The organism is Marinobacter sp. DSM 26671 (assembly GCF_900112835.1).
Lineage (GTDB): Bacteria > Pseudomonadota > Gammaproteobacteria > Pseudomonadales > Oleiphilaceae > Marinobacter > Marinobacter flavimaris.
Genome location: NZ_FONF01000002.1, coordinates 84594 through 110424, shown reverse-complemented (window position 1 = coordinate 110424; position 25831 = coordinate 84594). Strand labels below are relative to the sequence as shown.

27 protein-coding genes are annotated in these 25831 nt (G+C 58.3%); 12 read left to right on the top strand and 15 right to left on the bottom strand.

What is annotated here, in order from left to right; translation table 11 throughout:
• Positions 1 to 68 precede the first annotated feature (68 nt).
• A complete protein-coding gene (locus tag BM035_RS02610; protein ID WP_092030217.1) occupies positions 69 to 929 on the top strand; it encodes a DUF6544 family protein in 861 nt (286 codons plus the stop codon).
• A gap of 22 nt (positions 930 to 951) precedes the next feature.
• Here BM035_RS02610 and BM035_RS02605 read toward each other — a convergent pair whose 3' ends face one another.
• The 4 genes from BM035_RS02605 to BM035_RS02590 all read right to left on the bottom strand — a co-directional run bounded on the left by BM035_RS02605 (position 952) and on the right by BM035_RS02590 (position 7647).
• Positions 952 to 1371, bottom strand: coding sequence for a universal stress protein (locus tag BM035_RS02605; protein ID WP_092030216.1), 420 nt, complete (start codon positions 1369 to 1371; stop codon positions 952 to 954).
• A gap of 138 nt (positions 1372 to 1509) precedes the next feature.
• Positions 1510 to 2892, bottom strand: a complete 1383-nt coding sequence (locus BM035_RS02600; RefSeq protein ID WP_092030214.1) for a sodium-dependent transporter — start codon at positions 2890 to 2892, stop codon at positions 1510 to 1512.
• Positions 2893 to 2948: 56 nt separating this feature from the next.
• Positions 2949 to 4136, bottom strand: coding sequence for an amino acid aminotransferase (locus tag BM035_RS02595; RefSeq protein ID WP_092030212.1), 1188 nt, complete (start codon positions 4134 to 4136; stop codon positions 2949 to 2951).
• A complete protein-coding gene (locus BM035_RS02590; protein ID WP_092030211.1) occupies positions 4129 to 7647 on the bottom strand; it encodes an indolepyruvate ferredoxin oxidoreductase family protein in 3519 nt (1172 codons plus the stop codon). Before BM035_RS02590 ends, BM035_RS02595 begins: the two co-directional genes overlap by 8 nt.
• A 157-nt stretch (positions 7648 to 7804) precedes the next feature.
• On the opposite strand from BM035_RS02590, the gene BM035_RS02585 reads away from it, so the two are divergent.
• On the top strand, positions 7805 to 8284 hold the full coding sequence (locus BM035_RS02585) for an Lrp/AsnC family transcriptional regulator (protein WP_014576349.1): 480 nt from the start codon (positions 7805 to 7807) through the stop codon (positions 8282 to 8284).
• Positions 8285 to 8352: 68 nt separating this feature from the next.
• Here BM035_RS02585 and BM035_RS02580 read toward each other — a convergent pair whose 3' ends face one another.
• From BM035_RS02580 to BM035_RS02570, 3 genes are all read right to left on the bottom strand, one after another.
• Entirely contained in the window at positions 8353 to 8559 is a 207-nt protein-coding gene (locus BM035_RS02580; protein ID WP_008176018.1) for a cold-shock protein, read from the bottom strand.
• 202 nt (positions 8560 to 8761) lie between these two features.
• Positions 8762 to 12523: a DUF1631 family protein gene (locus tag BM035_RS02575; RefSeq protein ID WP_092030209.1), complete on the bottom strand. Its 3762-nt coding sequence runs from the start codon at positions 12521 to 12523 to the stop codon at positions 8762 to 8764.
• Between the two features lie 142 nt (positions 12524 to 12665).
• Positions 12666 to 13637, bottom strand: coding sequence for a ribonuclease Z (locus BM035_RS02570; RefSeq protein WP_092030207.1), 972 nt, complete (start codon positions 13635 to 13637; stop codon positions 12666 to 12668).
• Positions 13638 to 13775: 138 nt separating this feature from the next.
• Between BM035_RS02570 and BM035_RS02565 the strand changes: the two genes are divergently transcribed.
• Together BM035_RS02565 and BM035_RS02560 are read left to right on the top strand one after the other, a co-directional pair.
• Positions 13776 to 14621, top strand: a complete 846-nt coding sequence (locus tag BM035_RS02565; protein WP_254775359.1) for a crotonase/enoyl-CoA hydratase family protein — start codon at positions 13776 to 13778, stop codon at positions 14619 to 14621.
• A 30-nt stretch (positions 14622 to 14651) separates the two neighbouring features.
• On the top strand, positions 14652 to 15242 hold the full coding sequence (locus BM035_RS02560; RefSeq protein ID WP_092030203.1) for a CPBP family intramembrane glutamic endopeptidase: 591 nt from the start codon (positions 14652 to 14654) through the stop codon (positions 15240 to 15242).
• Here the strand turns inward: BM035_RS02560 and BM035_RS02555 are convergent.
• Genes BM035_RS02555 through BM035_RS02545 form a run of 3 tightly spaced genes read right to left on the bottom strand, consistent with a single transcriptional unit; the run spans position 15233 to position 16946 of the window.
• Entirely contained in the window at positions 15233 to 15652 is a 420-nt protein-coding gene (locus BM035_RS02555; RefSeq protein WP_008176008.1) for a DUF2721 domain-containing protein, read from the bottom strand. The genes BM035_RS02560 and BM035_RS02555 overlap by 10 nt on opposite strands.
• A gap of 37 nt (positions 15653 to 15689) precedes the next feature.
• Positions 15690 to 16043, bottom strand: coding sequence for a gamma-glutamylcyclotransferase family protein (locus BM035_RS02550; protein ID WP_008176007.1), 354 nt, complete (start codon positions 16041 to 16043; stop codon positions 15690 to 15692).
• A 21-nt stretch (positions 16044 to 16064) separates the two neighbouring features.
• Positions 16065 to 16946, bottom strand: coding sequence for a LysR family transcriptional regulator ArgP (locus BM035_RS02545; protein ID WP_092030201.1), 882 nt, complete (start codon positions 16944 to 16946; stop codon positions 16065 to 16067).
• 88 nt (positions 16947 to 17034) lie between these two features.
• On the opposite strand from BM035_RS02545, the gene BM035_RS02540 reads away from it, so the two are divergent.
• Together BM035_RS02540 and BM035_RS02535 are read left to right on the top strand one after the other, a co-directional pair.
• Entirely contained in the window at positions 17035 to 17640 is a 606-nt protein-coding gene (locus BM035_RS02540; protein ID WP_092030200.1) for a LysE/ArgO family amino acid transporter, read from the top strand.
• Between the two features lie 99 nt (positions 17641 to 17739).
• Complete coding sequence (locus tag BM035_RS02535; RefSeq protein ID WP_092030198.1) at positions 17740 to 18213, top strand: DUF4442 domain-containing protein; 474 nt, start codon at positions 17740 to 17742, stop codon at positions 18211 to 18213.
• 20 nt (positions 18214 to 18233) lie between these two features.
• Here BM035_RS02535 and BM035_RS02530 read toward each other — a convergent pair whose 3' ends face one another.
• Entirely contained in the window at positions 18234 to 18734 is a 501-nt protein-coding gene (locus BM035_RS02530) for a C40 family peptidase (RefSeq protein ID WP_092030197.1), read from the bottom strand.
• A gap of 174 nt (positions 18735 to 18908) precedes the next feature.
• Between BM035_RS02530 and BM035_RS02525 the strand changes: the two genes are divergently transcribed.
• Positions 18909 to 19937 (top strand): Acg family FMN-binding oxidoreductase, encoded by a 1029-nt coding sequence (locus BM035_RS02525; RefSeq protein WP_092030195.1) that lies wholly within the window; start codon positions 18909 to 18911, stop codon positions 19935 to 19937.
• A gap of 14 nt (positions 19938 to 19951) precedes the next feature.
• Here the strand turns inward: BM035_RS02525 and BM035_RS02520 are convergent, their stop codons facing one another.
• From BM035_RS02520 to BM035_RS02510, 3 genes are all read right to left on the bottom strand, one after another.
• On the bottom strand, positions 19952 to 20332 hold the full coding sequence (locus BM035_RS02520; RefSeq protein ID WP_014576360.1) for a ribbon-helix-helix domain-containing protein: 381 nt from the start codon (positions 20330 to 20332) through the stop codon (positions 19952 to 19954).
• Positions 20333 to 20382: 50 nt separating this feature from the next.
• Positions 20383 to 20952, bottom strand: a complete 570-nt coding sequence (locus BM035_RS02515; RefSeq protein ID WP_008176000.1) for a DJ-1/PfpI family protein — start codon at positions 20950 to 20952, stop codon at positions 20383 to 20385.
• An 86-nt stretch (positions 20953 to 21038) separates the two neighbouring features.
• Entirely contained in the window at positions 21039 to 21707 is a 669-nt protein-coding gene (locus BM035_RS02510) for an SOS response-associated peptidase (RefSeq protein ID WP_008175999.1), read from the bottom strand.
• 72 nt (positions 21708 to 21779) lie between these two features.
• Between BM035_RS02510 and arfB the strand changes: the two genes are divergently transcribed.
• Positions 21780 to 22193: an alternative ribosome rescue aminoacyl-tRNA hydrolase ArfB gene (gene arfB, locus BM035_RS02505; protein ID WP_014576363.1), complete on the top strand. Its 414-nt coding sequence runs from the start codon at positions 21780 to 21782 to the stop codon at positions 22191 to 22193.
• On the opposite strand, the gene BM035_RS02500 is transcribed toward arfB, so the two are convergent.
• Complete coding sequence (locus BM035_RS02500; RefSeq protein ID WP_092030194.1) at positions 22190 to 23260, bottom strand: alpha/beta hydrolase; 1071 nt, start codon at positions 23258 to 23260, stop codon at positions 22190 to 22192. The two genes, arfB and BM035_RS02500, sit on opposite strands and share 4 nt — an antisense overlap.
• Before the next feature lie 106 nt (positions 23261 to 23366).
• Between BM035_RS02500 and BM035_RS02495 the strand changes: the two genes are divergently transcribed.
• The 4 genes from BM035_RS02495 to thpR all read left to right on the top strand — a co-directional run bounded on the left by BM035_RS02495 (position 23367) and on the right by thpR (position 25788).
• Entirely contained in the window at positions 23367 to 23693 is a 327-nt protein-coding gene (locus BM035_RS02495) for a putative signal transducing protein (RefSeq protein ID WP_014576365.1), read from the top strand.
• Between the two features lie 66 nt (positions 23694 to 23759).
• On the top strand, positions 23760 to 24452 hold the full coding sequence (locus BM035_RS02490) for an SDR family oxidoreductase (RefSeq protein WP_041645030.1): 693 nt from the start codon (positions 23760 to 23762) through the stop codon (positions 24450 to 24452).
• Between the two features lie 30 nt (positions 24453 to 24482).
• Positions 24483 to 25241 (top strand): SDR family oxidoreductase, encoded by a 759-nt coding sequence (locus BM035_RS02485; RefSeq protein ID WP_092030192.1) that lies wholly within the window; start codon positions 24483 to 24485, stop codon positions 25239 to 25241.
• 4 nt (positions 25242 to 25245) lie between these two features.
• Positions 25246 to 25788 (top strand): RNA 2',3'-cyclic phosphodiesterase, encoded by a 543-nt coding sequence (gene thpR, locus BM035_RS02480; protein ID WP_092030191.1) that lies wholly within the window; start codon positions 25246 to 25248, stop codon positions 25786 to 25788.
• Positions 25789 to 25831 lie beyond the last annotated feature (43 nt).

Genomic DNA, 25831 nt, shown 5'->3' with positions numbered 1-25831 from the left:
TCGTTGATCTGGAACAAGGCCGGATTCGGGCAGGGCAGGGACAATGACTGCTACGGAGCATAGCTTACATGAAAATCTTTTTCCTGATCCTGTTGATTCTGGTGGTTGCAGTCACCGTCGCCCTCTGGTTTTGGCGTCAGTCTGACCACACCGCAGACCGGGCTGTCATTACCGGATTGGCAACGCTGCAGCCGGCTGCCCCGGAGCGCTTTGATCTTGCTCTTCTTGAGGGTTTGCCGGAGCCAGCCCAGCGGTATTTCCGTTACACCATTCAGCCTGGTACCCCGCTCTATACCGTGGCCCGTATCTCTATGAACGGAAAATTCGGTATGGGCAATCGGGAGTCGCCCGACTACGTGCACATGCAGGCCACCCAGGTGCTGGCCATGCCGGAAGGGTTTATCTGGAAAATGAGCGCCCACAGAGGCCTGCTCGGGATTTCCGGCTCGGACACTGACCAGTGGACGCGGTTCTGGCTGATGGGCCTATTCCCTGTTGCCCGGGCGGGTGGTGATGCGGATCATGCCCGTTCGGCATTCGGCCGTTATGTGGCAGAGGCGGTTTTCTGGACGCCGGCTGCCCTGCTGCCGGGGCCCGGCGTTTCCTGGAAGCTGGTCGATATAAACACGGCCAGGGTGGTTGTTCGTCATGAGGGCATGGAACAGGCAGTGGATGTTGTCGTTGCCGGCGACGGCCGGCCGCTCCAGGTGAGTTTTGACCGGTGGACCAATGCGAATGCGGAAAAAGTCCATCGCTTGCAGCCCTTTGGCGGCTACCTGTCAGAGTTTCGGGAGTTCGAAGGCTTTGTATTGCCGACCCAGGTGGAAGCCGGGAACTTCTTTGCCACGGAGGATTACTTTCCCTTTTTCATTGCCAGGGTAACGGGAATTGAATTTCCAAAGCATGACGCAACAGGGCATCCGGAATAGTGTCTCGGATGCCCTGTTATCTTTACCGAACGACGAAAACCGAAATATCGCTGTGTTTAACGATATTGGCGCCGTTCGAATGGAGAATGTGTAGCCGGTCGCCAATCCCCGGCGGATGTGAAGCCATCACTACCAGATCTGTCCCGGTTGTTTTGATCGCCTCAAGCAACTTGTCTTCAAGCTCCACGGCGGTATCAGCAGATTCAATCACCATGCTGTCGGTACTGATCCCGTGGGATTTTCCCTGCTCCTCCGCAAACACCCTCAGTTTCTCTGCGAGTTCTTTCGGGTTGTGCGCGGCCGCTCCCGGGGTGCTGTTGGTGACGGTCACATAGCACAGGGTGGCGTTGTAATGCTTGGCAATATCAATGGAGGTATTGAGCGCCTTCACCATTTTATCGGTATGGGCGAGGTCGACCGGAACGAGGATCTTGCTGTACATAAGAGTTCTCCTTTTCCGCATGCGATACAGACTTGGGTCTGTTGTCCTGAATTCAGATTGGCAGTGCCCTGTTGGGTATGTCAAAAAAAGCCCGGTGAAGTTCACCGGGCTTTTGCGGTTGGAGAAGCCGGGATGGCCTTACAACAGGTTGTACAGGAAAACCACGGCGATACCGGCAGGCGTCAGATACCGGAGTACGAACATGAATGCCTTATAGCTGCTTCCTTGCAGACCAATATCGGCTGGCAGACTCTCACGTTTCATTGCCCATCCGGCAAACAGCGCAATGGCGAGTCCGCCGAGAGGCATCATCAGGTTGGAGACGAGGAAGTCGAGCAGGTCGAAGACCGTCTTGCCCTCGAAGAACGGAATAAAGCCAAGCGGGTGCACACTTTCCCAGACGTTGAAGGACAACACGGTACCGATACCGATAAACCAGATGGCGAGCCCGCCACCAATGGCGCTTTTCGCTCGACTCACGCCTTTGTGTTCTTCCAGCCATTCGACCACCGGTTCCAGCATGGAAATGGCCGAGGTGATGGCTGCTACCAGTAGCAAAGCGAAGAAAATGGTGCCGAACAGCGCACCACCACTCATCTGGCCAAAGGCCAATGGCAGGGTCACAAAGATCAGGCCGGGCCCTGCCCCTGGTTCAAGGCCATTGGCAAATACCAGGGGAAAGATGGCCAGCCCCGCGAGAAGCGCAACGCTGGTGTCCACGACGGCAATGGTCATGGCGGTCCGCGCAATGTTTACGGTTTTTGGCAGGTAGGAGCCATAGGCCATCAGAACACCAATACCGATACTGAGCGTAAAGGCGGCGTGCCCCAGGGCAGTCAGAACCCCCGCCGTTGTCAGTTTGCTGAAATCCGGCGAGAACATGAAACTCACGGCCCGGCCAAAGCTGCCGCTGTTCATGGCATAGATCACCATGGCAACCAACAGCACGAACAACAGAGGCATCAGCATATTCACAGCTTTCTCAAGCCCCGAGCGAATGCCCCTGCCAACGATGAACACCACAATCACCATGAACACCGAGTGCCACATGAGCAGTTCCCAGGGGTTGGCAAGGAGCCCGCCGAACTGGCCGCCGATGGCTTCGGCATCTGCTCCGGTAAACAGCCCGGTTGCGGCCTTGCCGATATAGACCAGGGCCCAGCCGCCAATCACGGCGTAAAAAGAAAGCACCAGGAAGGATGCAATTACCCCGTTCCAGCCGATGGCTCTCCAGCCCTTGGCTGTGCCTTCACTTTTGGTCAGGGTGCGCATGGTGGCCACGGGGCTCTGGCCGCCGCGCCGACCAATCATGGTTTCGGCAATCAGTACCGGCACGCCGATCAGGAAGATACAGGCCAGGTAGATCAGAACGAAGGCGCCGCCGCCGTTCTCGCCAGTAATGTACGGAAACTTCCAGATGTTCCCGAGGCCAACGGCTGAACCAGCCGCAGCCAGGATAAAGGCCATCCGTGAGGACCAGAGGTTATTGGCCTGCTGGTGTGGTTGGGTACTCTCACTCATTCTTCTCTCCGGCTAATTGTTTTTGTCGGATTGATTGGTTGTTGTCGAAAAAGTATTTACTTGCCGAGCACCTCGCGCAGGGCGGAAGCGACTTGTGGCAAGACGTGGTCGTTCAAACCGGCAACGTTTACGCGGCTGCTTTCCAGCATGTAGATGCCGTGTTCCTTCCGTAACCGGCCCACCTGCTCCGGACTGATTCCGAGGAACGAGAACATGCCCCGCTGACGGGCGATGAAGTCGAAGTCGCCTACTGGCGAGAGTGCATCCGCAAAAGCGTGACGCAGATGCAGGATGCGCTTACACATACCGTTTAGCTCCTGTTGCCACTGGGCTCGCAGGTCGTCATCGCCAAGGATGGTCTCCACGATTGAAGCACCATGGGCCGGTGGCATTGAGTAATGCGACCGGATGACGCTCAGCAGCTGGCTGGTGGCGGCGGCATTCACGGTTGCGGTTTCCGAAACCAGGGCGAGTGCGCCGGTGCGCTCCCGGTAGAGACCAAAGTTCTTGGAGCACGAGGCTGCGATCAGCATTTCAGGTACCGCACTGGCCAGGTGCCTCAGGCCAGCTGCATCCGCGTCCAGGCCTTCGCCAAGGCCCTGATAGGCCATGTCCACGAAGGGCAGCAGGCCTTTGCGCTGGATCAGGCTGGTCACTTCCTGCCACTGGGCCAGGCTCAGGTCCGCGCCCGAGGGGTTGTGGCAGCACCCGTGTAGCAACACCACGTCGCCCGCATCCGCCCGTTCCAGGGTTTCCAGCATGGCGCCGAAGTCTACCTGCAGGGTCTCTGGATTGAGGTACGGATATTCGCGAATAGTCAGGCCGGCGCCACCGAGCAACGGCAAGTGGTTGGCCCAGGTGGGCGTGCTGACCCAGACTTTTGTATCGGCCTTGCACAGACGCAGAAACTCGGCCGCCATACGCAGGGCGCCGCAGCCGCCCGGTGTCTGGATGACCGATACGCGACCGTCGCGGACCAGTGGGCTGTTGCTGCCCAGGATCAGCTCCGCCATGGCGCTGTTGAAGCCGGCGGAACCGGCAGGGCCCACGTAGCTCTTGGTGGTTTCGCCCTCAAGAAGGCGACGCTCGGCTTCGTGCACGGCGGCCATGATAGGCGTATTGCCGGCGTCATCCTTATAGACACCGATGCCCAGATCCACTTTGTCCGGTCGATCGTCTTCACGGAAGGTCTGCATCAACTGCAGGATCGGATCCTGGGGAAGGGGCTGGAGTGCTTCAAACATGATTGGCCTCCTCGTTAGCCTGTTGGGTGCGAATCAACGTCGGGCGACCGGTATCCAGCGCCTTGATCAGCTGAGTCTGCTTTTCGCGAATGCTCTCCGCCGCTTGCTCCCGCACAGGGCCGTACCCGCGGACATCGGCAGGCAGCTCGGCAAGCTGCAGGAAGGTTTCGTAGTTGCTGGCGTTGAGCTCACGACCGATCCGGTCTACCAGGCTCTGATAATCCTTCAGCATGGCCCGATCCAGCTTGCGGTCGGCAGAATAGCGGAACGGATCGATTGCGGTTCCGCGCAGGCCGCGAAGTTTCGCCAGCAGCCGGAAGGCCCGGAACATCCAGGGGCCGAACCGGCGTTTTTTCGGGCGGCCCTGGGCATCGGTCTCGCCGCTGAGCAGGGGCGGGGCCAGATGGAAGTGGACTTTGAAGTCACCCTCGAAGGTTTCATTCACCTCTTTCATGAAGTCGGTTTCGGCAAACAGTCGCGCGACTTCGTATTCGTCCTTGTAGGCCATGAACCGGTACAGCTGCTGGGCTACTGCACGAGTCAGCAGCAGGTTGGTTTCACCGAGGGACTCCTCAGCCTTCCGGACCCCTGCAACTGCGTCCTGGTATTGGTCGGCCCAACGCTGGTTCTGGTAGTTGACCAGGTGCTTATGCCGGGTGTTGATGAGTTCGTCGAGGGTTGGTTCGGGTTTGACCTCAACCACCTGGGCATTACTGTCGTCCAACAGATCCGTGACTGCGCTCGGATCCACGGCTGCAAGCCGTCCCCAGCCGAAGGCTTCCTTGTTCCTGTCGATGGCGACGCCGTTCAGCTCAATCGCCTTCATCAAAGCCGCTTCGGACAGGGGCAGCAGGCCTTTCTGCCAGGCAAAACCGAGCATCATCACGTTGGAGAACACGGTATCGCCCATTAGCTTTTCGGCGATGCCATTGGCGTCCAGCTGATCAAAATGATCCTCGCCCACGGCATTCTTCAGTAGCCCAAGGCGCTTGTCGGCCTTCATATCGGCGTCGCGGAAGAGCACGTAGTCGGCAGTAGGCAGTTCCGCTTCGTTGGCAACGATCCGGGTGTGGTTTGGCCGGAGAACGCTCAGGGCCTTCTGGGAAGACGCTACGACCAGATCGCAGGCGATGACCGCATCGGCCTGGCCATTGCTGATCCGAACCTGATGGAGCTTGTCCGGGGACGGTGCCATACGAACGTAGCTCAGCACCGTGCCGCCTTTCTGGGCGAAGCCCATGAAATCCAGTACCGAGGCGCCGCGCGACTCCAGGTGGGCCGCCATGGTGATCAGCTGGCCAACCGTCACCACGCCCGTACCGCCAACGCCGCCCACCAGCAGATCATAGGAGCCGGTCATTTCCGGCAATTTGGGAGCTGGAATATCAGCCAGCTTGCGGGTGAGTACGGAGCCGGTGTCAACGCCGCGGGATTTTCGCAGCTGGCCGCCTTCGATGGTCACGAAGCTTGGGCAGAAACCGTTAACGCAGGAAAAGTCCTTGTTGCAGGATGACTGGTCGATCTTCCGCTTGCGTCCCAGCTCCGTCTTGCGGGGGACCACCGAGAGGCAGTTGGACTGCACCGAGCAGTCGCCACAGCCTTCACACACGTGATGGTTGATAAAGGCCCGCTTGGCCGGATCCGGGAACTGCTTGCGCTTGCGACGGCGGCGTTTCTCGGCGGCACAGGTCTGGTCGTAGATCAGTACGGTGCAGCCGGGGATATCACGCAATTCCCGCTGCACCTGGTCGAGCTCGGACCGATCGTGGAAGGTGACGTCCTTGGGGAACAGGTCATGATGGCCATCGTATTTCTCGGGCTCGTCGCTGAGAACAACAACCCGATTGACCCCTTCTGCGGCCATTTGCTGGGCAATCCTGTCGACGGTGATCTGCCCGTCGACGGGCTGACCGCCGGTCATGGCGACGGCGTCATTGAACAGAATCTTGTAGGTAATATTGATGCCGGCAGCTACCGCCTGACGGATAGCCATGGAACCGGAGTGGAAATACGTGCCTTCACCCAGGTTCTGGAACACGTGGGGGTTGCCGGTGTATCGGCTCTTGCCAATCCAGTTGACGCCTTCGCCACCCATCTGGATGAGGGATTCGGTGTTCCGGCCCATCCAGGACGCCATGAAGTGACAGCCAATGCCGGCCAGGGCCTTGCTCCCCTCCGGGACCTTGGTGGAGGTGTTGTGTGGGCAGCCCGAGCAGAAATAGGGCATACGCTTGACGCCGCCCGGATCCTGGGCGTTGGTCATGGCACTGATTTCAGCCATGCGCTCGCTGAAGTCCACCTCGAAGAAGCGACCAAGACGGGCTGCGAGGAAGCCGGCAACCAGTTTGGGGCTCAATTCGCCAACGTACGGGATCAGCGGGCGGCCCAGCTCATCCTGTTTGCCGGTAATCAGAACCTCGCCGGGACGGTCCGGCTCGGACATGTACTCCTTGATCTGGCTCTCGATAATGCCGCGCTTTTCCTCGATCACGAGGACTTCTTCCTTGCCGTGCACGAAGTCCAGGATGCCGCGGCGCTCCAGGGGCCAGACCATGCCCACCTTGTAGATATCCAGACCCATGTCCCGGGCCTTGTCTTCGTCAATACCGAGCAGATCGAGGGCTTCCAGCAGGTCAAGGTGCCCCTTGCCGGTGGTGACAATACCAAAGCGGGCTTCCTTGTTGTCGAACAGGCACCGGTCAATGCGGTTGGCCCGGGCAAAGGCCTGAACGGCCGCGAGCTTGTGTTCGATGCGGGTTTCCAGCTGGGGGCCGGGGAGATCCGGCCAGCGGTAATGAAGGCCGCTTTCCGGCGCGGTGAAATCGTCCGGAGTGACAAAATCCGGTGCTGGCGGAATTTCCACAGAAGCCGCGCTTTCCACGGTTTCCGAGATGGCCTTGAAGCCGACCCAGCAGCCACTGTAGCGGGACAGGGCATAACCCCAGAGACCGAACTCCAGGTATTCCGCGATGTTGGCCGGGTTGATGGTGGGCATGAAGAAGCTCATGAATGCCACATCGGACTGGTGGGGCATGGACGATGACACGCAGCCGTGGTCGTCGCCCGCTACCACCAGCACGCCACCATGGGGGGAGGATCCATAGGTGGTGCCGTGTTTCAGGGCGTCGCCGGCTCGGTCCACGCCCGGGCCCTTGCCATACCAGAGGCCGAATACGCCCTCTACCTGACGGTCTTCATCGGTTTCTACCTGCTGGGTACCCAGCATGATCGTCGCGGCAAGATCCTCGTTGATGGCGGGAACAAAATCGATCCGGTTCTCGTCCAGCAGGTCTTTCGCCTGCCAGAGTGCCTGGTCGACCGCACCGAGGGGGGAACCACGGTAGCCACTGACCAGGCCGGCGGTATTCAGGCCTTGCTTGCGATCCAGGGCAGCCTGCATCAACGGAATTCGGACCAGGGCCTGTGTGCCGGTCAGGAACACCCGACCGGATTCCCGCAGGTAGCGGTCTTCGAGTTTGTAATCGTCGAGTTGTGGGGTATCGGCGGACATGGCGCCCTCCTTTTTGTCGATTTTATGACCAAAATTCTAGAGGGAAGTCCGCAAAAGGTGCTTGCTTATTGGAAGGAGGTTTTCAGGATTTGCGAAAGAATGTTTGATAAAAGACAATAAAGAGAAAGAACCTTTGATAAAAATCAGGTGTTACCAAATGAAGCAGGTGGAGCTGGACAAGCTGGATCGGAAAATCCTATCGGTGCTGCAGCAGGATGGGCGCATCAGTAACCAGTTACTGGCCGAACAGGTGGGTTTGTCACCGGCTGCTTGCTGGCGCCGGGTGCGCACACTTGAGGAAAGCGGTGTGATTCAGGGATACAGCGCAAGAGTGGATCCGGAACGCATTGGTCAGGGGCTGTGCGTGCTCGTCAATCTGTCACTGCAGCGGCACAACATCGACAGCACGGCGGAGATTGAGCAGCAGGTGAGCAGTTATCCGGAGGTGCTTCAGTGCTTTGCGGTGACCGGTAATGCCGATTTCGTGCTCAGGGTAATCGTGCCGGATATGGCCAGTTACGACAGGTTCCTGAACGAAAAAATCTTTACCCTGCAGGGCATTGCCCAGGTGAATTCGAACTTTGCGTTGCGGGAGATAAAAAATACCGAGACGATCCCGGTGGAAGGTATTCTGTAGTTTCGGCAGGGAGCAACAACGAAAAAAGGCAGCCGAAGCTGCCTTTTTCTGAACGTGTCGTCTGTTATTTACAGAGCGACAACGTTTTCCGCCTGAGGACCTTTCTGGCCCTGGGTAACGGTGAACTCGACCTGCTGGCCTTCAGCCAGAGTCTTGAAACCGCCGCCCTGAATAGCGCTGTAGTGAACAAAAACGTCCGGGCCGCTTTCGCGAGTGATAAAGCCAAAACCTTTTGCTTCGTTGAAAAACTTAACGTTGCCGGTAACTGTAGACATAGTATTCTTCCTGATTTCAATCATTTAATGTGCCGTCACGTCATCTTATTGATGGCTGATCGGCGGTATGCGGAAACAAAAAACTGGCGTGATCAAAAACAGGACGTGCTACTTATTACAGCTGAGCGGTCTTATTGATGAAATGCTTTGCTAAATCTTTCCAACGAGGCCCACTGTACTCCTGCCAGGAGGAAAAGCAAAGCTATTTCTTGTAGGCATAAACCGGGGGAGTGGAATTCGCGGTTCCAAGGCTGTCCAGCCTGCGCGGCTTGGCAATGGCGAAGCCCTGGGCGTAGTCCACCTGGATCTCTTTCAGGGTGTCCATGATTTCCATGTCTTCCACGTATTCGGCGATGGTCTGAAGATCCAGAAAATGACAGAGCTCGTTGATCGACCTCACCATGGCGTAGTTCGTGAGGTTGGTCGCCATATCCTTTACAAATATGCCGTCAATTTTCACGAAGTCCACTGGCAGTTTCTGGAGGTACGCATAGGAAGACAGGCCGGTGCCGAAATCATCCAGTGCGAACCGGCAGTTCAGCCGCTTCATCTCGCGCATGAAATCCGAGGCAAAATGGAGGTTGGCGACGGCAGAGGTCTCGGTTACTTCAAAGCAGAGCTTGTGGGCCAGCTCCGGATTCGCCCTGAGATTGGATTCCAGGCCGAGCATGAAGCTGTCATCGCTCAACGACGAGCCTGACAGGTTAACGTTCAGAGTGGCAATCCTGGCGAGCGCCTCGGGATTATCACGCATCCACGTCAGCACCTCGGAAATGACCCACAAATCAACCCGTGTGCTGCGTTTGAACTGTTCGGCTGCCTCGATGTAGCCCTGGGGCGAGATCTCCTTGCCAGCACTGTCTTTCAGGCCGAGCAAGAGTTCGTACATCGTGCCTTCGCCGTCTTCCGGTTCGAGGGCAACGATGGGCTGGGCCCGAAGGTAGAGGCTGCCATCACGGATGGTCCGGTCTATTTCGGTGACCCATTGGGGGGTGCCGAGCCCGGACTGGTCCCGGTTTTCCCGGGCCAGTTCAATCCGGTTCCCGCCCAGCTTCTTGGCTGCTTTAAGCGAGAGGCTCGCAAGATTGAGAAGGTCGCCAGGTGACTGTCCCGCCCCGGTTACCGGCCGGATACTGATGCTGACGGTTGCCCGATATTCCGCCTGCCCATGCCGGAACACATGTTGCTCGAAGTTGCGCCGCAGGGACTCTGCAAAATCCAGGCAGTCTTCTGTACTGATGTTATTGATGAGCACCGCAAACTCATTGCCGCTGATCCGGCCAACGTGGGACTCCGAGAATCGGGATTCGCTCTGCTTACGGAGTGTGTCGGCGACATGCCTCAACAGGGCGTCGCCGGCGTCCGCGCTATAGGAGGCGTTGATGACACTGAACTCGTCTATATCCAGAACCATAAGGGCGGCGGCATGGTCTTCAGCAGATGACGGCAGGATGCTGATCAGCTGAGAAACCTGTTTCTCGAAGTCATGGCGGTGCATACACCCCGTCAGGGCATCGTGGGTTGCCTGAAAATTGAGCTTCCGGTAAACATCTTCAACGATGCTGAACAGGCTTTGGTCGAGGAATGGGACGTCTCCGCTCTCAACCAGCCAGGCTTCGCCTTCAGCGAGTTTCTGCACAAACTCGGGAAACCCGTAACTGACCTCGCTCATGCCTTTGGGCGAAAGAAAAACAAACCTGAGTGAATCCTCGCTGCCCCACACCAGCCGCAACCGGCGGGTCTCGCCGGTATCCAGACGAACCTCAACCCAGTCGCCTACGGAAATCTCCTTTGCCCTTGAGGCCCAACGACTGTCTTCAAGCTCCGGTGGCAGCGGGGCCGGCGCTTCATCGGCGTCACCGTACTCATCAACCCATGTGGTTTCTGCTTCCCCGTTGCCCTCGAGAATTCCGGATAGCTCGTCAATAACCGGCCTTACGCGCGAGACTTCCCCGGCGGTCTTCAGCTCCCGCTCGATGAACTGCAGCATGACGCTGCTCTCCAGCTCCCGTTCAAATGCCAGCTCTTCGGAGGTGTCGGCAGGCGAAAGCCAGGCCTGGAGCTGTGCAACCACATCAAACAGTTCCTCACAATGCCGGCTTTCCGGACCTTCTCTCAGCATGGTCAGGACGATCAACTGCTCCCAGCCCGCCTGAAGAATGCGGATCAGAATCTTCGGAACCTGTCTGTTGCTCAAGAGCGAGTTCAGCCTCTGCCTTGCCTCCTTGCGGGTAAGGCGCAGGCGCTCCTTGCCCTCCAGGGTTTTTGCCAGCCGTTCCGAGTTGCGGTGAAACGATTGGTCCTGACGCTCGACAAGCTGTTTCAGGCGTTCGCCCAGGCTTCCCATCAGGTCCGGATCCGATACCTCGATCTCTGTCAGCTCCTCGACGATATCGGCAACCGTTGCTTCCAGCTTCTTGCTTGAGGCTCTCTCGGCAAGACAGATGTGCATCAGGTTATTGATGATATCCCGGGCCGGGTGGTCGCCGGCATTCAGAAAATCCGGTGTTTCAACCAGCGTTTCGAATACGGGTAGTCGAAGCTTTTGCAGTTGGTGGCGAAGCGAGCCCGAGAGTTCATCGTGGGTTTTCAGAGGCTCGAACAGTCGGTCCACCAGATTGGCCTTCTCAACGGCCGTGTGATCCAGGGAACTGGCAAGGTCGGAGTCCGAGTTGGCCAGTTCCCGAAGCAGTCCCGCCATATCGGGCTCGTCGCCGTGCAACCGGTCCAGCAGTTCCCGGCGCCGGGAGCGGAGGTTTTCCGAAAGCCTTGGATTGGGCTCCTCCCAGTCAGAAACTTCAGACGAGGGGTTTGACTCCAGGGCCATCAATTGAAAAAGGGAACGACCGACCGAAGGCGACCCGGACGCCTCGGGCCTGGCGTGATTGGTTTCCGGAGTTTCTTCGGATGAGTCTTCTGTGGCTGCCGTCGCTGAACCCGCGTCGTCCGTTGCGTGCTCCCGATCGCGGAGTGACCAGTTTGCGGGCAGCTCGGTGATATCTATGGCCTCAAGACCAGCTCGTCGGCAGTCATTGATCAGGGACCGGATGGCCGCGGGCCAGACCCGGACCAGAGCATTTTCCCAGGCGCGATAGATGGTCAGGCGGTGCTCCCGCGCAATGCCCAGATGATCGACCATATACTGCAGGCAGACGCACAGGGCCCGAGGCGTCAGAGGATTGTTGTCATCGTTGACGTCCTGTCGGAAAATCTGGTTAAGAAACTGGTTGAGCAGGAAGTTGGCCCCGGTATTTGCTTTGTTTACGCGGGTGGCGATGGCCTGCAGGTCCAGCCAGTCCTCGAACTCGTGCTGTTGCAGCAGGTGCAACTCCTTGTTGCCGGCCCGGGACTCGGCGGCGGGCTCAAGGGTTGCCTGATTGGCCTGGAACTGGGCCTGGAAATCCTGGAGCATTCGTTGCTGGCGACTCTGGAAAATGAAGCGCATGTCCTTGAGCCGGGTAATCTCACGCAGCTCTGCAGCCTCTTCCAGGTCGGCTTCAATGCCCTCGAAGGTGCCTTCCATAAATTCCGGAAGCAACTGTTCCAGAAGCCGACGGCAATGCTGGTGGTAGAGCTGTTTCAGTGAAGGATCCGGAGTCGCGGCTTCGAGCCGATTCGTTCCAGTGTGCTGTAACAAACGCTCAATGTCGTTGCTGAGTTCCTCGGTGTTCCCAGCTATGTCCAGCGAAATGCCGCTACTGCGGCCAACCTGAACCGTGCCTCTGTAATAGATATGCTGTTTTTCATGGTCATTATCGAGGAAAACATGAAGATCGGTCTGTGCAGCGGCAGACGATGACAGCTGGTCGAGTACCGCGGGCGACGAAAAGTGCTTCAGGGTGAGGCGCAGCCCTTCTTTACCCAGAGCCACGCTGTCAATGACACAGCCACAGGGAATGAGGCCGGGCGCGACGACAACCGCATCCTTGCTGAGTCTGGAGTGTTTTGCGTTGAGCCGGGTCATTGACCGCCTTCCTGAGCAGTGAAAAATGAATCGTTGTTCAATTTATTGTGGGTTCAGTTTAATTTGAACTTCAGCAAACGCAAAGTGAATCTATAAAAGCGACACATATAAGCCTGGGCGGCTCGTTTAATCCACGCCTGTATTATAGACGCTCGATGGGCTTCAGCATCAGATCCCTGTTGAGCTCATAACAGGCAAAATCCTTTGCCAGATAAAGGTTTCCCCGATAAATACCTTTGGCTTCGGATTCGATCTCACCAATGTGCGGATAAGCATCCGGATTGAACTGGTAACGGGAACTGAAGTGGGTAAGGACGAGATTGGGAACGCCTGCGGCCTCGGCGAAGCGGGCTACCTGGGCAGCGGAGCTGTGCTGCGGCCAGGGTCCGACCCGGTCAGAGACCTCCTGGGTGTAGGTCGCTTCGTGGATGACCACCTGAACACCCGTGCACGCTGCCAGAAGCAGGTCGGGCTGGTCGTTGTCGCCGGCTACGATAACCTTGCGAGGTTTTCTGGCAATTCGGGTGTAATCATCACAACGGGCGAGGCGCCCATCTTCCAGTACCACGTCGTCGCCCTGTTGCAGGCGGCCCCAGGCGGGACCGGCCTCAATACCATCCGCTTCGAGCCTGTCCCGGACCAGCTGGCGTTCCAGATTCTTTTCCGTGAACACAAAGGCCCTGCAGGAGACACGATGGGACAGGGGGACTGCAGTTACCGACAGGGAGTCGTCTTCCCAGTGGAAGTTCTCTGCTTCGGAATCGACAAATCTCAATTCAAAACTCAGGCTGGAGTCACTATTAACGATGGCGGCCTCTATGAAGGTTTTTACCGGTCTTGGCGCAACAAGGTACAAAGGAGCGGTGCGGCCGAGCATGGAGGCGCTGGTCAGCAGTCCCGGCAGCCCGAACGTATGGTCGCCATGGATGTGGGTGATAAATATGGCCTGCAATTGCATCACGGAATGATGGGTTCTCAGCAACTGGTGCTGGGTGCCTTCACCGCAGTCAATCAGGTACCAGTGTTTTGGTCCGCCGTGGCTCAGCGCCAGACCGGTTACGTTGCGCGATTTTGTCGGCGTTCCGGCTGACGTGCCGAGGAAGGTGAATTCCATACCAGGCCTTTTCGGGTTAACGTGTCGTGTCTCTGTTCGCCATAATACGAAGGTAGCAGAATTGACGATACATTAGCCGGGGCGACCGCTAATGAGCCGGTTAGCGACATTTATATAAGGAGTGCTGTCTTGTCTGAGTTGTCCAGTTACGAGAGTTTTTCGATTGAGGTTAAAGACCACATCGCCCACGTTCAGTTCAGTCGTCCGGAGGCCCTGAACACCATGAACAAGGCGTTCTGGCTCGAGTTGCCCCGGTGCATGCAGGATATTGAGGCCAACACCGATGCCCGCGTTATCGTCATTTCCTCCACCGGCAAACACTTCTCTGCGGGCATGGATCTGGGTGTATTCAGTGATCCCAAAGCCGTGCCCATGAACGGTGACCCCGGGCGCATGGCGGAAAACCTTCGCAGGGTTGTGCTGCAGTTGCAGGATACTCTCACCTCTCTGGAAAAAATCCGGCTTCCCGTGCTGGCAGCCATCCACGGTGGCTGTATCGGTGGCGCGCTGGATCTGGTGTGTGCCGCCGATAGCCGTTATTGCACGGAAGATGCCTACTTCACCATCAAGGAAACCGAGCTGGGCATGACCGCCGACGTCGGCACGCTCCAGCGCCTGCCCAAACTGATGCCCGAGGGCGTGGTTCGTGAATTGGCCTACACCGGCCGAAAATTCTCCGCCACTGAAGCGCAGAATCTGGGCTTCGTGAACGCCGTTTACGCCGACCAGGAATCCATGCTGGCAGGCGTTATGGCCCTTGCCGGCCAGATTGCGGCGAACTCTCCTCTGGCCGTCACTGGCTGCAAGGAAATGCTCAATTACAGTCGCGACCACAGTGTGGAAGACAGCCTCAAGTATATGGCCACCTGGCAGGCCGGCATGTTCCGCCCGACGGACATGATGAAATCGTTCCAGGCCAAAGCCCAGAAGCAGGCGCCAAAATACGATGCGCTGTTTCCAGTGAAGCCCTTGTTCGACCAGTAAATGGCGTTGGGTAAACGACGAAACTCGGGTATGTCCTCCAATGCCGCTCTGTTATTCCAGGGCGCCATTGGCGTTATCGGATTAGTGGCGATACTGCTATTCGGAATTCCGGTGCTGCATGTTGGGCCAGGCCTGTGGCCCAGCATTCTCCTGGGGACGGTTGGAGCCGCTCTTACCTACGCCGTTTTGCTGTTGCTTACGCGGGTGCCCGGCTTGTTCCCGGAGAACCTCGAGCGGCAGATGCAGGGTTTGTATGACTTTGCCTCCAGCTACTCCCCGGCTGTGCTCATTCTGCTATCCCTCCTGGCCGGAGTCGGTGAGGAACTGTTATTCAGGGGCGCAATCCAGGGCTGGCTGATGACAAAGACGGACCCTGTAACGGCCGTGCTTGCGGCATCGGTGTTGTTCGGTCTGGTGCACTATGTCTCATTTACCTATTTTCTGGTGGCTACCGGCCTTGGCATGGTTCTGGGGGCGGCCTACCTGTTATCCGAAAGCCTTGCTCTGGTCATGGTCTGGCACGCCCTTTACGACATGATTGCCCTGTTTTGTCTGCTCCGGTTTCCGCGCTGGTTTGGTGTCCGGGTCGTGAATTCCGGCGCAAACAGGCCTCACGAATAGTCGACATCTTCCCGGCCGGCACTCTTGCGGGCCTCAAAGCTGGCCAGCTCGACATTGATGGCATTGGTTGAGATCTGGATTTCGTACAGCGAGTACAGCAGCGAGAAAGACAGCAGTACCAGGCTGGCGCCAAACGCGATCACCCCTGGCAGATCGGCACCCAGGAAAAGCAGGAACATGGAAACCGTACACAGGAAGAAACTGAGTACGCCGAACGCCTGCATGCGTTTGGTCAGCACAATCCGTTTGCGCAGCATGCCGATCTGTCGGGCAATCAGGGCGTGGTCTTCCTCGGTGTCCATCTGCTTGAGTTGGCGGATCAGCTGCGCCAACACCAGAAACCGGTTGGTGAAGGCCAGCAACAGCAGTGAAATCGCCGGGAAGAGCAGGGCAGGCGTTGTCAGGTCCAATCTGGTGTCCTTATGGTGAAGGTGTGTGGGCTATGGTCTACCAGCTCCCGGAGCGCAGCCGCTGGATCGTTTTAACCGGCCGATTGTAAATGTACACCCAGGCAGACCCGTGGCGAGTGTCCATGGTCTGGCGGATATACAGGCTGCTTTGCGGGCGTTCAGGAAAGAAGTCTTCCAGTTCGTCCAGTGTTTTCAGCATCGTATCGGTAACCGCATAGACTTCCACGCGGACGCCCGGGGAAGGTTCCTCTATGGCACCCGGGTAGGGGCCCAGGTGATACAGGCTCAGTTCGGGCATCCAGTCTGTCCCGACAAACCGGGCGCCTCGCAGAATATGGCTGTTGTTCCGGCCACGTTTCAACGTGCCGTAAACCGCCACAAGGTGCTTCATTCTGATCGTTGCTCCCCCTGTTTACACGTTTGAATTCAACGTGGCCGCAGACCGCAGGGCGTTGGTCAGGCGGTCCATCACGCCGCCGCCATGGCGCCAGAAGTGCCAGTATAGCTGCACTTCCAGGGTTTGTTCAGGCGCGATGCTCACCAGGCGCCCGGCAGATATTTCCGGGCGGGCCTGCATTTCCGGAATCATGCCATACCCCATGCCGGCCAGCGCCAGTTTCACAAAACCTTCCGAGGATGGGCAAAGGTGGTGAGGGAAGGTGCCGTGATACCCGCACTGGGCCAGGAACCGGTGTTGCAGCTGGTCATTCGGCCCGAAAACAATGGCCGGGGCATTCTTCAGGCTGGTTTCGCTCAGGCCTTTCCCGAAGTATCGGTGCACATAGTCCGGAGTTGCCAGTGGCATGTAGGTCATGGTGCCAATGGGCACGCAGCGGGCACCGGCAACAGGCTGGGGGCTACTGCACAGGCAGGCAGCCACATCCCCTTCGCGCATCCTGCGAAGGCCAATGTCCTGGTCCTCGACCACAAGATCCAGCAGCAGGGTCTCCTCCGCGCAGAAGTTGCCTACCGCGGCCGCCCACCAGGTGGCCAGGCTGTCGGCATTCAGCGCGATGCGCAGTCTAGCTGTGGGTTCCGAGAGTGCCGGGATGGACTTGGTCAGGTCGCGCTCCAGCAATTGCACATGCTGAACGTGGTTGAGCAGACGCTGTCCGGCCGGTGTGGCCTTGAGTGCCGGGCTTCGCACCAGAACCGGTTGTCCGAGCCGGATTTCAAGGGTGCGAATTCGCTGCGAAATGGCCGACTGGCTCAGCCCGAGCGCCAGGCCGGCACGTTCGAATCCTCCGCACTCAATGACCGTCGCCAGGGCTTCCAGCAATTTGTAGTCAATCATAAGTAAAACTGATGCAGCATTATGAGTATGAATTTCAAGTATAGCTGGGAAGCGGTAACCTTGCGCCATTCATTAAGGAGAGATTCACGTGCTTGAGAGTTACCTGACCGGTCTGATTGTGTGTGGCGGCATTATCGTGGCGATCGGAGCGCAGAACGCCTACCTGCTGAGCCAGGCAATACGCCAGGAACATCATTGGTGGTCAGCCGGGCTGTGCATAGTGGCCGATATCACCCTGTTTACCCTGGGTATGTTCGGCATCAGTGCTGCCCTGATGGCCATGCCTGAGGCCCTGGAGATTCTCCGGTGGCTGGGTGTGGCCTTCCTTGGCTGGCTTGCGATTCAGTCCTTCGTTCGCGCCAGCCGCGGCAGAGCGGCTCTTGAAGCGGGTGAGGTAACCAAACGAAGCCTTAAAGCCGTGGTGTTCACGACCCTGGCAGTCACTCTGCTCAACCCTCAGGTTTATCTGGATACGCTGCTGTTGATTCCTGCCATCGGAGCCCAGCAAGAGGACGCGACCACCTTTGTGGCCGGTGCGAGCAGTGCCTCGATTCTCTGGTTCGGCCTGCTTGCCTGGGGCGGCTCGGCGCTGGCGCCCATTCTCTCCCGGCCGCTGGCCTGGCGGATTATTGATGGTGTCATTGGAATCATGATGGCCGCTATCGCCCTGCATCTCACGTTCAGTGGTCTTTAATATTCAAACGATCGTATGAATTTCTTGCATCGGCGCGCGTTGGGTTGGAAGATAGCGTGCTACTGAATTTGCAGTCATTTATACCATCGAGGATGTTTGATGAACGCCACTCTACGTCGCTGGCTTGCCAGTGCCGGGGCCATGCGCCGTGTTCTTTCCACGTTTGCTCCCTATATCGGTGCTGGAATCCGGGTGACCCACATTGCTGAGGATTTCAGCTCGGCCCGGGTGGAGATGGGCCAGCACTGGTACAACACCAATTACGTGCGCACGCACTTTGGCGGTTCGCTCTACAGCATGGTTGATCCCATGTACATGCTGCTGCTGATGCGACGGCTGGGCAATGACTACATCGTGTGGGATAAATCGGCGAGTATTGATTTTATCCGTCCCGGCAAGGGCAAGGTGATGGCACGCTTTGAATTGACTGATGAGCGTGTTGAAGAGATCCGCGCCGCAACGGCAAACGGAGACAAAATGCTGCCAGAGTGGGACGTGGATATTGTTGATGAATCCGGTGAGCTCGTCGCGCGCGTCCACAAAGTACTCTATGTGCGCCGGAAAAAGCGTTGAAGCGGGCTATTCAGCCTGGCTCAGTCAAAGCGTCTCGCTTCGGTCAGGCGGCCTTTCCAGTAGTAGCCGCTGATCGAGGACTGGATAACGCCGGCCGATGTTGATGCGTGGATAAAGCGGTCCCCGCCCATGTAGATACCGGCGTGCTGTTCCTTTCCGCCAATCCGGAAGAACACCACATCGCCCGGTCGAATCTCGCCGGGATGAACCACGTCACCACTGGCAAGCATTTGAGTCGTTGTCCTGGGCAATTGTTTGCCCAGGCCTTCCTGGTAGGCGGTAAGAATGAATCCTGAGCAATCGAAGCCGTTGCCGGAGGTGCCACCGTATTCATAGGGGGTGCCTCGGTAACGCTCGAACACCTGCCAGAGTTTTTGGGCCTTTTCCGAACTGGATGCCTCGACAGGAACGGTCTGTAGTCCAGGCGTAGAACCCGACTGCAGCTTTCCGCTACTGGCGCAACCGCCGAGCGCAAGCGCCACGAATGCCAGAAATAAGACGTTTCTGAAGGAATAACGCATCTCAGACCCTGTGCAAGTTTTCACTGTCTTCACTTTAATTGTCGCGCCCGGGAATGTCAGGTTACGGAGCGTGAGATTTTGTTGATGCGGCTCAACGAAGTCGCCGGGCATCACCGGCTATCTTTTCCTTTCACGCAGGAATAGTCTGTCACGAGACCATTCGGGAGAGCTGCAATGAGCGAAGGAACACGCAACACCCCCATACCGCGAGACACCCTGGCGGCCATCCTCGAGAGCGCAACATTGGCGCCATCAAGCCACAACACCCAGCCCTGGCGATTTGAACTCGGCCAAACCGGGATTTCCCTGTTTGCGGACCGGTTACGGGCATTGCCGGTCAACGACCCCGACGACCGGGAACTGACCATCAGCTGCGGGTGTGCCCTGTTTAATCTTCGGATTGCCGCCGCTCATGCAGGATTCAATACCGAATGCCAGCTTTTGCCGGACCCGGGCGACGAGGATCTGCTGGCGACCGTCTCGTTTTCACCGGTATCCGGGGAGGAGGGCCGGCAAACGGAACTGTTCCGGGCGATTGCCAGGCGACGCACCTATCGCAAGCGGTTTGAGTCAAAGCAGGTGCCTTCCGAGGTGCTGGGCATCCTTGAAGAGTCGGCGGAGACCGAAGGAGCATGGTTCCAGGTTCTGGAATCGGAGCATGCGCGTCATCAGGTGGCCGAGCTGGTGGCGGAGGGCGACGCTGCCCAATGGTCCAACCCGAGTTGGCGACGGGAGTTGGCTGCCTGGATGCATCCCCGCCGCAAGGGAGACGGTTTGACGGTTCCCGGCATGGTTGCGCCCGTGGCCCAACTGGTGGTGCGCACATTTGATATGGGCAACGGCGTTGGCGCCAAGGACCGTCAACTGGCGGATGAATCACCCGTGATTGCTGCGTTGGGAACGGCCGGGGATGGCGTAGAAGACTGGCTGAAGGCCGGGCAGGCGCTGGAGCGGGTTTTGCTCCGGTCCCTGGGGCAGGGGCTGCAGGCTTCCTATCTGAACCAGCCAATTCAGGTCGCCGTGCTTCGCCCGAAACTTCAGCACCTCCTTGGGCGTTCGGGTTTCCCGCAGATTCTGCTCAGGTTGGGTTACCCGGCGACAGATTTGCCGGCGGCTCCGAGGCGGAATCTTCAGGAGGTTGTGGAAACCGCAGACACCCGGAATATCAAGGCAAAACAGGCGGGTCAGGGACGCCAGCGCTGACTGGTCTCCTCTGATCAGTGCCTAGCCTTGGTTACCACCTCCGGTGTTGCCGGCTCACCGGATTTGCTGGCAAGAATGCGGTCTGCATCCAGCGAGGCAATCGGAACCCGGGTATCCCGGGGAACGTCGCCGCTCAGCTGGAGCTCCAGATAGCGGAGCGCACACACCCGAAGGAAGGACGTGAAGTTACCGAGGTCGTGGCCGGCATCAATGGATTCGTGGTAAAGCCGTGTGATCATCTGGGGCAGGTTCATGCCATCCCGTTCGGCCAGCTCGGCCAGTACCTGCCAGAAGGCGTTTTCCATTCGCACACTGGTCACCATGCCATCGATTCGCAGGGAGTGGGTCCGGCTGACCCAAAGCTCCGGATCGGCGTTGATAAAGAGCTTGCACATGCGGACCTCCCTGAGAGCGTGGCGGGGCCGGTGGGCCGGCCCCGTTTGCATTACTGATCCAGCAGCTTGAAAAACTGCGCCAGCCAGGCTGGATGAGCGGGCCATGCAGGCGCTGTTACCAGATTAGCATCGGTGACCGCCTGATCAACCTCGATACCGGCGAACGTGCCGCCGGCCAGTTCCACCTCCGGCTGGCAGGCAGGATAGGCCGAGCATTTGCGCCCCTCCAGAACCCCGGCTGCGGCCAACAACTGGGCACCATGGCAAATCGCTGCCACTGGCTTGTCAGTCTCGAAAAAATGGCGAACCAGATTCTGTACATCCTTGTTAAGCCGCAGGTACTCAGGAGCGCGACCGCCGGGCACCACCAATGCGTCGTAGTTCGCGGGGTCCAGCCCGTCAAAATCCGCGTTCAGGGCGAACCGGTGCCCCGGTTTTTCGGTGTAGGTCTGGTCACCCTCGAAATCATGGATGGCGGTGGCAACCGTGTCGCCGGCTTTCTTGTCGGGGCAGACAGCGTGAACCGTGTGCCCGACGGCCTGCAGTGCCTGGAACGGCACCATGGTTTCGTAATCTTCGGTGAAGTCACCGGTAATCATCAGAATCTTCTTCCCGCTCATGGCTGTCTCCTTGTGATTGTCTTGCCAAGTCTGGAAACAGTATCAGCGTCGGTGAAGAAGCGGGTATTAGAGGATTACTACAGGCCTCAGGCCTCCCGGATCAGGTCCGGCGAGTTATGCCTCGGATTATTCACCTCCGGCGAAACGGGAATGGCTTTCAGCTGTTCAGGATCCAGGCGATGGGTCACTGCTCGCAATTGTGTCCGGTCGGTGATTTCCGGATTCAGCCAGTCCCTCAGGCAGGCCGGATCAAGCACCACGGGCTGACGTTCATGGATATGCTTCAGGTGTTCGCTGGCCGGTTCGGTGATGATGGCGCAGGCGGTGGTCTCGTCGCCTTCTCTCGGGGTCCAGAGGCCGGCGAAGAAAATCGCCGGATACTTCCCGGAATTCGCTGGCGTTATGTAGTGAGGTTCTTTCCCATGTTCCGTTTGTTGCCATTCGTACCAGCCATTGGCCGGTATCAGGCAACGGTGATGGGCAAAGGCGTCCCGGAAGTATTTTGATGTGGCTGCTGTTTCTGCGCGGGCATTGATCGGAGCCGGCGCTTTCTGATCCGCCCAGGCCGGCCGGAAGCCCCAGTGGGAGTGAGCCATGATCAGGCTGCCGTTCATGCTCATCCGGATCATTGGAATACCTGTGCCGGGAGGGATGTTGTAGCCGGGGTCAAAATGCCCGTCCACCTCCATGCCCTCGGGAAAAAACTCGAGGATCAGGGTGTCCGGTGGGGTATAGAAGGTGAATCGTCCGCACATGATAACTGGTTGTTCCTCACACAAATCCCGGTGCTGAAAGCCCACGGTTCTGGATTCTGTTAACCTTAGCAGATGCTGAAACTATCCAACGCTGTTGAACTTGCTGACTGGGAAATCGAAATCACCCAGATCCGGGCCCAGGGTGCCGGCGGCCAGAACGTGAATAAAGTCGCCTCCGCGGTGCACCTACGCTTCGATATTCCCAACTCCTCTCTGCCACCGTTCTACAAGGAGCGACTGATGTCGCTCAATGATCAGCGAATCAGTAAAGAGGGTGTGCTGATCATCAAGGCGCAATCTTTCCGAACCCTGGAGTTAAACAAGGAGGATGCGCTGGAGCGGCTGAAAGAGCTTATCCAGGAGGCCGTCAAACCCCGCAAGGCCCGACGTCCCACCAAACCGACCCGGTCCTCACAGCGCAAGCGTGTGGACAAGAAGACCAAAAAAGGTAAAACCAAGGCCCTGCGGGGCAAGGTCCAGGTTTAGGCCGAAGCCTGTTCGCTACCCCGGGACTCCAGCTGCTCCAGGAAAGCCCTGATGTCATCGAAGGCCTCCTCCGCTTCCGGGAGTAAGGGCACAAAGATCTGCCATACGTGCACCATTCCCGGCCAGGTATGAAGGGTAACCGGAGAACCTGCTGCTTCTGCCCGCGCGGCGTAACGCCGGGCGTTGTCCAGCAGCATCTCGGTGTCGCTGGCCTGTATGAGCGTTGGGGGCAGGTCCTTCAGATTCCCGCGTAATGGTGAGGCAACAGGGCTGGTTGGGGAAACCCGGAATGCCGCCAGTGTGGCCCACCAGATGACCGGCAGCGGGATTTTCGACAGGCCACCAAACACAGGCCCGAGCAGTGGATCGGAACCGATGTTGTTGCGGTTGCTCGGCGCGGTCAGGGTCAGATCGGTGGATGGTGAGAACGCGATGGCGGCGTCCGCCTGGCGCAGGCCATTGTCCCGAATCCAGGCAATCAATCCCAGAGTGTGACTGCCCCCGGCAGAATCCCCGGCGACCACCATGAAATCAGCCGGTTCGGCGCCATCAGGGCCGTGTTTCAGGAGCCATGTATAGGCTTCGCGGCAATCCCTTACACCGTCCATAAACCGGTTCTCCGGCATTAAACGGTAGTCCAGTGCGAACACTGCGGCTCTGGTTATCTGCGATAAACGGTCGGTAATGGCCCGATGGCTTCTGGGGCTGCCAGCGGCCCAGGCGCCACCATGAATGTACAGGATGCGGCGGCGGGTATCACATCCCGGGGCGAGAACCCATTCGCCACGGGGTGACTCGCAATGGCGCAGCTCCGAGGCGAGTTCAATGCCTTCACTCAGCCCGTCCATGTGTTTTCGGAGCGCCATCAGCCGCGCCTTGCCGCGCAGGCCTTTTGAAGATTGCCCCAGCTCGCGGATGCGTCCCAGCACTTCCCGGTTGGCTTCGCTGGGTGTTGCGTCTTTGATCGGGTAATCATCCCGATCCAGATGAGACAGATCCTCAAGCCGGAACAGAAGCAGGGTTGCGGCAACGATGAACACGATGATGGCGAGAATAATCCAGAGCATGGTCGATCCGTATGTTATTGGCCCCACCGGGCAGGTCGAACTATCCTTCAAATGATACTCGCAGATTTGTCCCGGTTCTGCCCGGAACGGTCACAGAAGGAGTCGCGTGTTGCAAATAGCCTATCGGGCCAGAGACATAACCGAAGCCCACATTGTGGCTGGTCTGTTGGAAGCCAACGGTATTGAGGCCCATGTCGGAGGCCATTACCTTCAGGGTGCCATGGGTGATATTGGTGCCGCGGGCTTCAGCAACGTGCATGTCGATGATGAGGATCTCTACCGGGCGCGGCAACTGGTGTCCGAGTATGAGCAGACGTCAGGCAGCAGTCTCAGCCGGGCTGCCAGCGACCAAGAGGATCGCCCCGACCACTACGCCCGCTGGTTTCTGTTGGCCCTGGCCATCGTCGCTCTCATCCTGCTGCAGATCTACTGACTGATCGGTCTGGGGTCACCGGGCGTAGCCCTACCCACACTTCCCAAGCAACAGGAGAAAAAGCTTATGGCAGATCAACCTGTAATGCTGATTACAGGCGCGTCGTCAGGCATCGGCGCGGAAACAGCGCGAGCGGCCGCGAAACAGGGCTATCGGCTGGTTCTGGCCGCGCGCTCTGAAGACAAACTGAAAGGCCTGCAGCAGGAGCTGGGTGGCGAAGAAAAGGTGTTGACGGTCCAGTGCGACGTCCAGAGCGGTGATGACCAGAAAAACATGGTCGACCAGGCCCTGAAAACCTTTGGCCGCATTGATGCGGTGTTTGCCAACGCCGGCCGCGGTGGTGAGCCGGGCGGATTCAGCGGCGCTGACCCGGACGTCTGGAAGGATATGATCCTCACCAATATCTACGGGGTGGGCCTGACCCTCCAGCATTGCATGCCGGCGCTCAAAGAGAGCAAGGGCCACTTGCTGTTAACCGGGTCTGCGGCAGGCCGTGCCACCATTCCCGGTTCCATGTACAGTGCGACCAAGTGGGCGGTAACCGCCATTGGCTATGGTGTTCGTGAGGAGCTTCGAGGCTCCGGTATCCGCGTTACCCTGATCGAACCGGGCATGGTGGACACGCCCTTCTTTGATGAACGTCCTGGCCATGCATTGAAGCCGGAGGACATTGCCAATGCGGTCATGTATGCCGTGGCTCAGCCGGCACATGTCGATGTAAATGAAATTCTTGTCCGGCCCACGCCCAAGGTTGAGTAACCGGTAGGGGCGGTCGTAACGGAGGTTGTTTTGAGTCAAACCGATCGCGTCGCATTGGTGACCGGCGGCGCCAAAGGCATGGGCCGGGGCATTGTGCTTCACCTGGCCGCTGCTGGCTGGAAGGTGGCGTTCTGTGACACCGACAGTGCCGTCGGTGAGCGGTTGGCCGCCGGTGCAGATCATGCACTGCACTTTCTGCTCGGCGATGTGGCTTCGGAAACCGATGTGGAGCGCATCGTTGCCGAAGCCCTTCGCTGGGGCGGCCGTCTGGACGCCGTTATCAATAATGCCGGAATCGCCAATCCCGAGACGGGGCCGATTGAGGAACTGAGCCTGGATCAGTGGCAGCGCCGCCTGGACGTGAACCTGACCGGGCCGTTCCTGGTCACCAAGCATGCGGTGCCGCACCTTCGAAAAACGAAAGGCGCTATCGTTAATATGGCCTCCACAAGGGCGCTTCAGTCCGAGCCGGACACCGAGGCATACGCCGCTACCAAGGGTGGCATTGTGGCACTCACTCATGCCCTTGCTGTGAGCCTGGGGCCCGATGTCCGCGTTAACTGCATCAGTCCCGGCTGGATCGATACCCGGGCCTGGCAGGGCGGCGCAGAGCCGGTTGAACCGCTTTCCGAAAACGACCACCTGCAGCACCCGGCGGGCAGGGTAGGGCAACCTGGGGATATTGCCTCCTTGGTGGCCTACCTCATTTCGCCGGAGGCCTCGTTTATCACTGGCCAGAATTTTGTGGCCGATGGCGGCATGGTGCGCAAGATGATCTACGAGGAATAGAGCGTTGCCACGACTTTTTTTCGGGCTGGAGCTTCCGGCTGAAATCAAGGCCCGGTTGTTGAAGGTCAGATCACCGGTGACAGGCGCCAGATGGCAGAGTGCTGAGCAATTGCACATCACCCTCCTGTTTCTGGGGAAGGTGAGCGGGGAAGGTCTCGAAGCCGTAGCCAGTTCAGCCCGTGAGATAGATTCGGAATCCTTCCCGCTTGAGGTTGCCGGCGTTGGTTGTTTCGGCCAGCCCGAAAGGCCGAAGAATCTATGGGCTGGTGTTCAGCCGGCGGCACCGGTGGCTGCGCTGCACCAGACTCTCGGGCGGCGACTGGAGAGTCTGGGCTTTGTGGCTGAACGTCGGGCATTTCGCCCGCACATTACGCTGGCCCGTTTCAAACGCCAGCCGGGTTCTGTTGAACCGTTGTTGGTTGAATATGGTGACTATGGATTCGGCCAGTTCCAGGTTACTGAATTTGTGCTTTTTGAAAGCAAACCTGGCCCGGCCGGTTCCGTGTATTCAGTGGTCGATCGCTTCTCCCTGCGCAACGCCGGATAGCCGATTTGTCTTGACGAATCCCTGTCGTCCCACCAAAGATGAG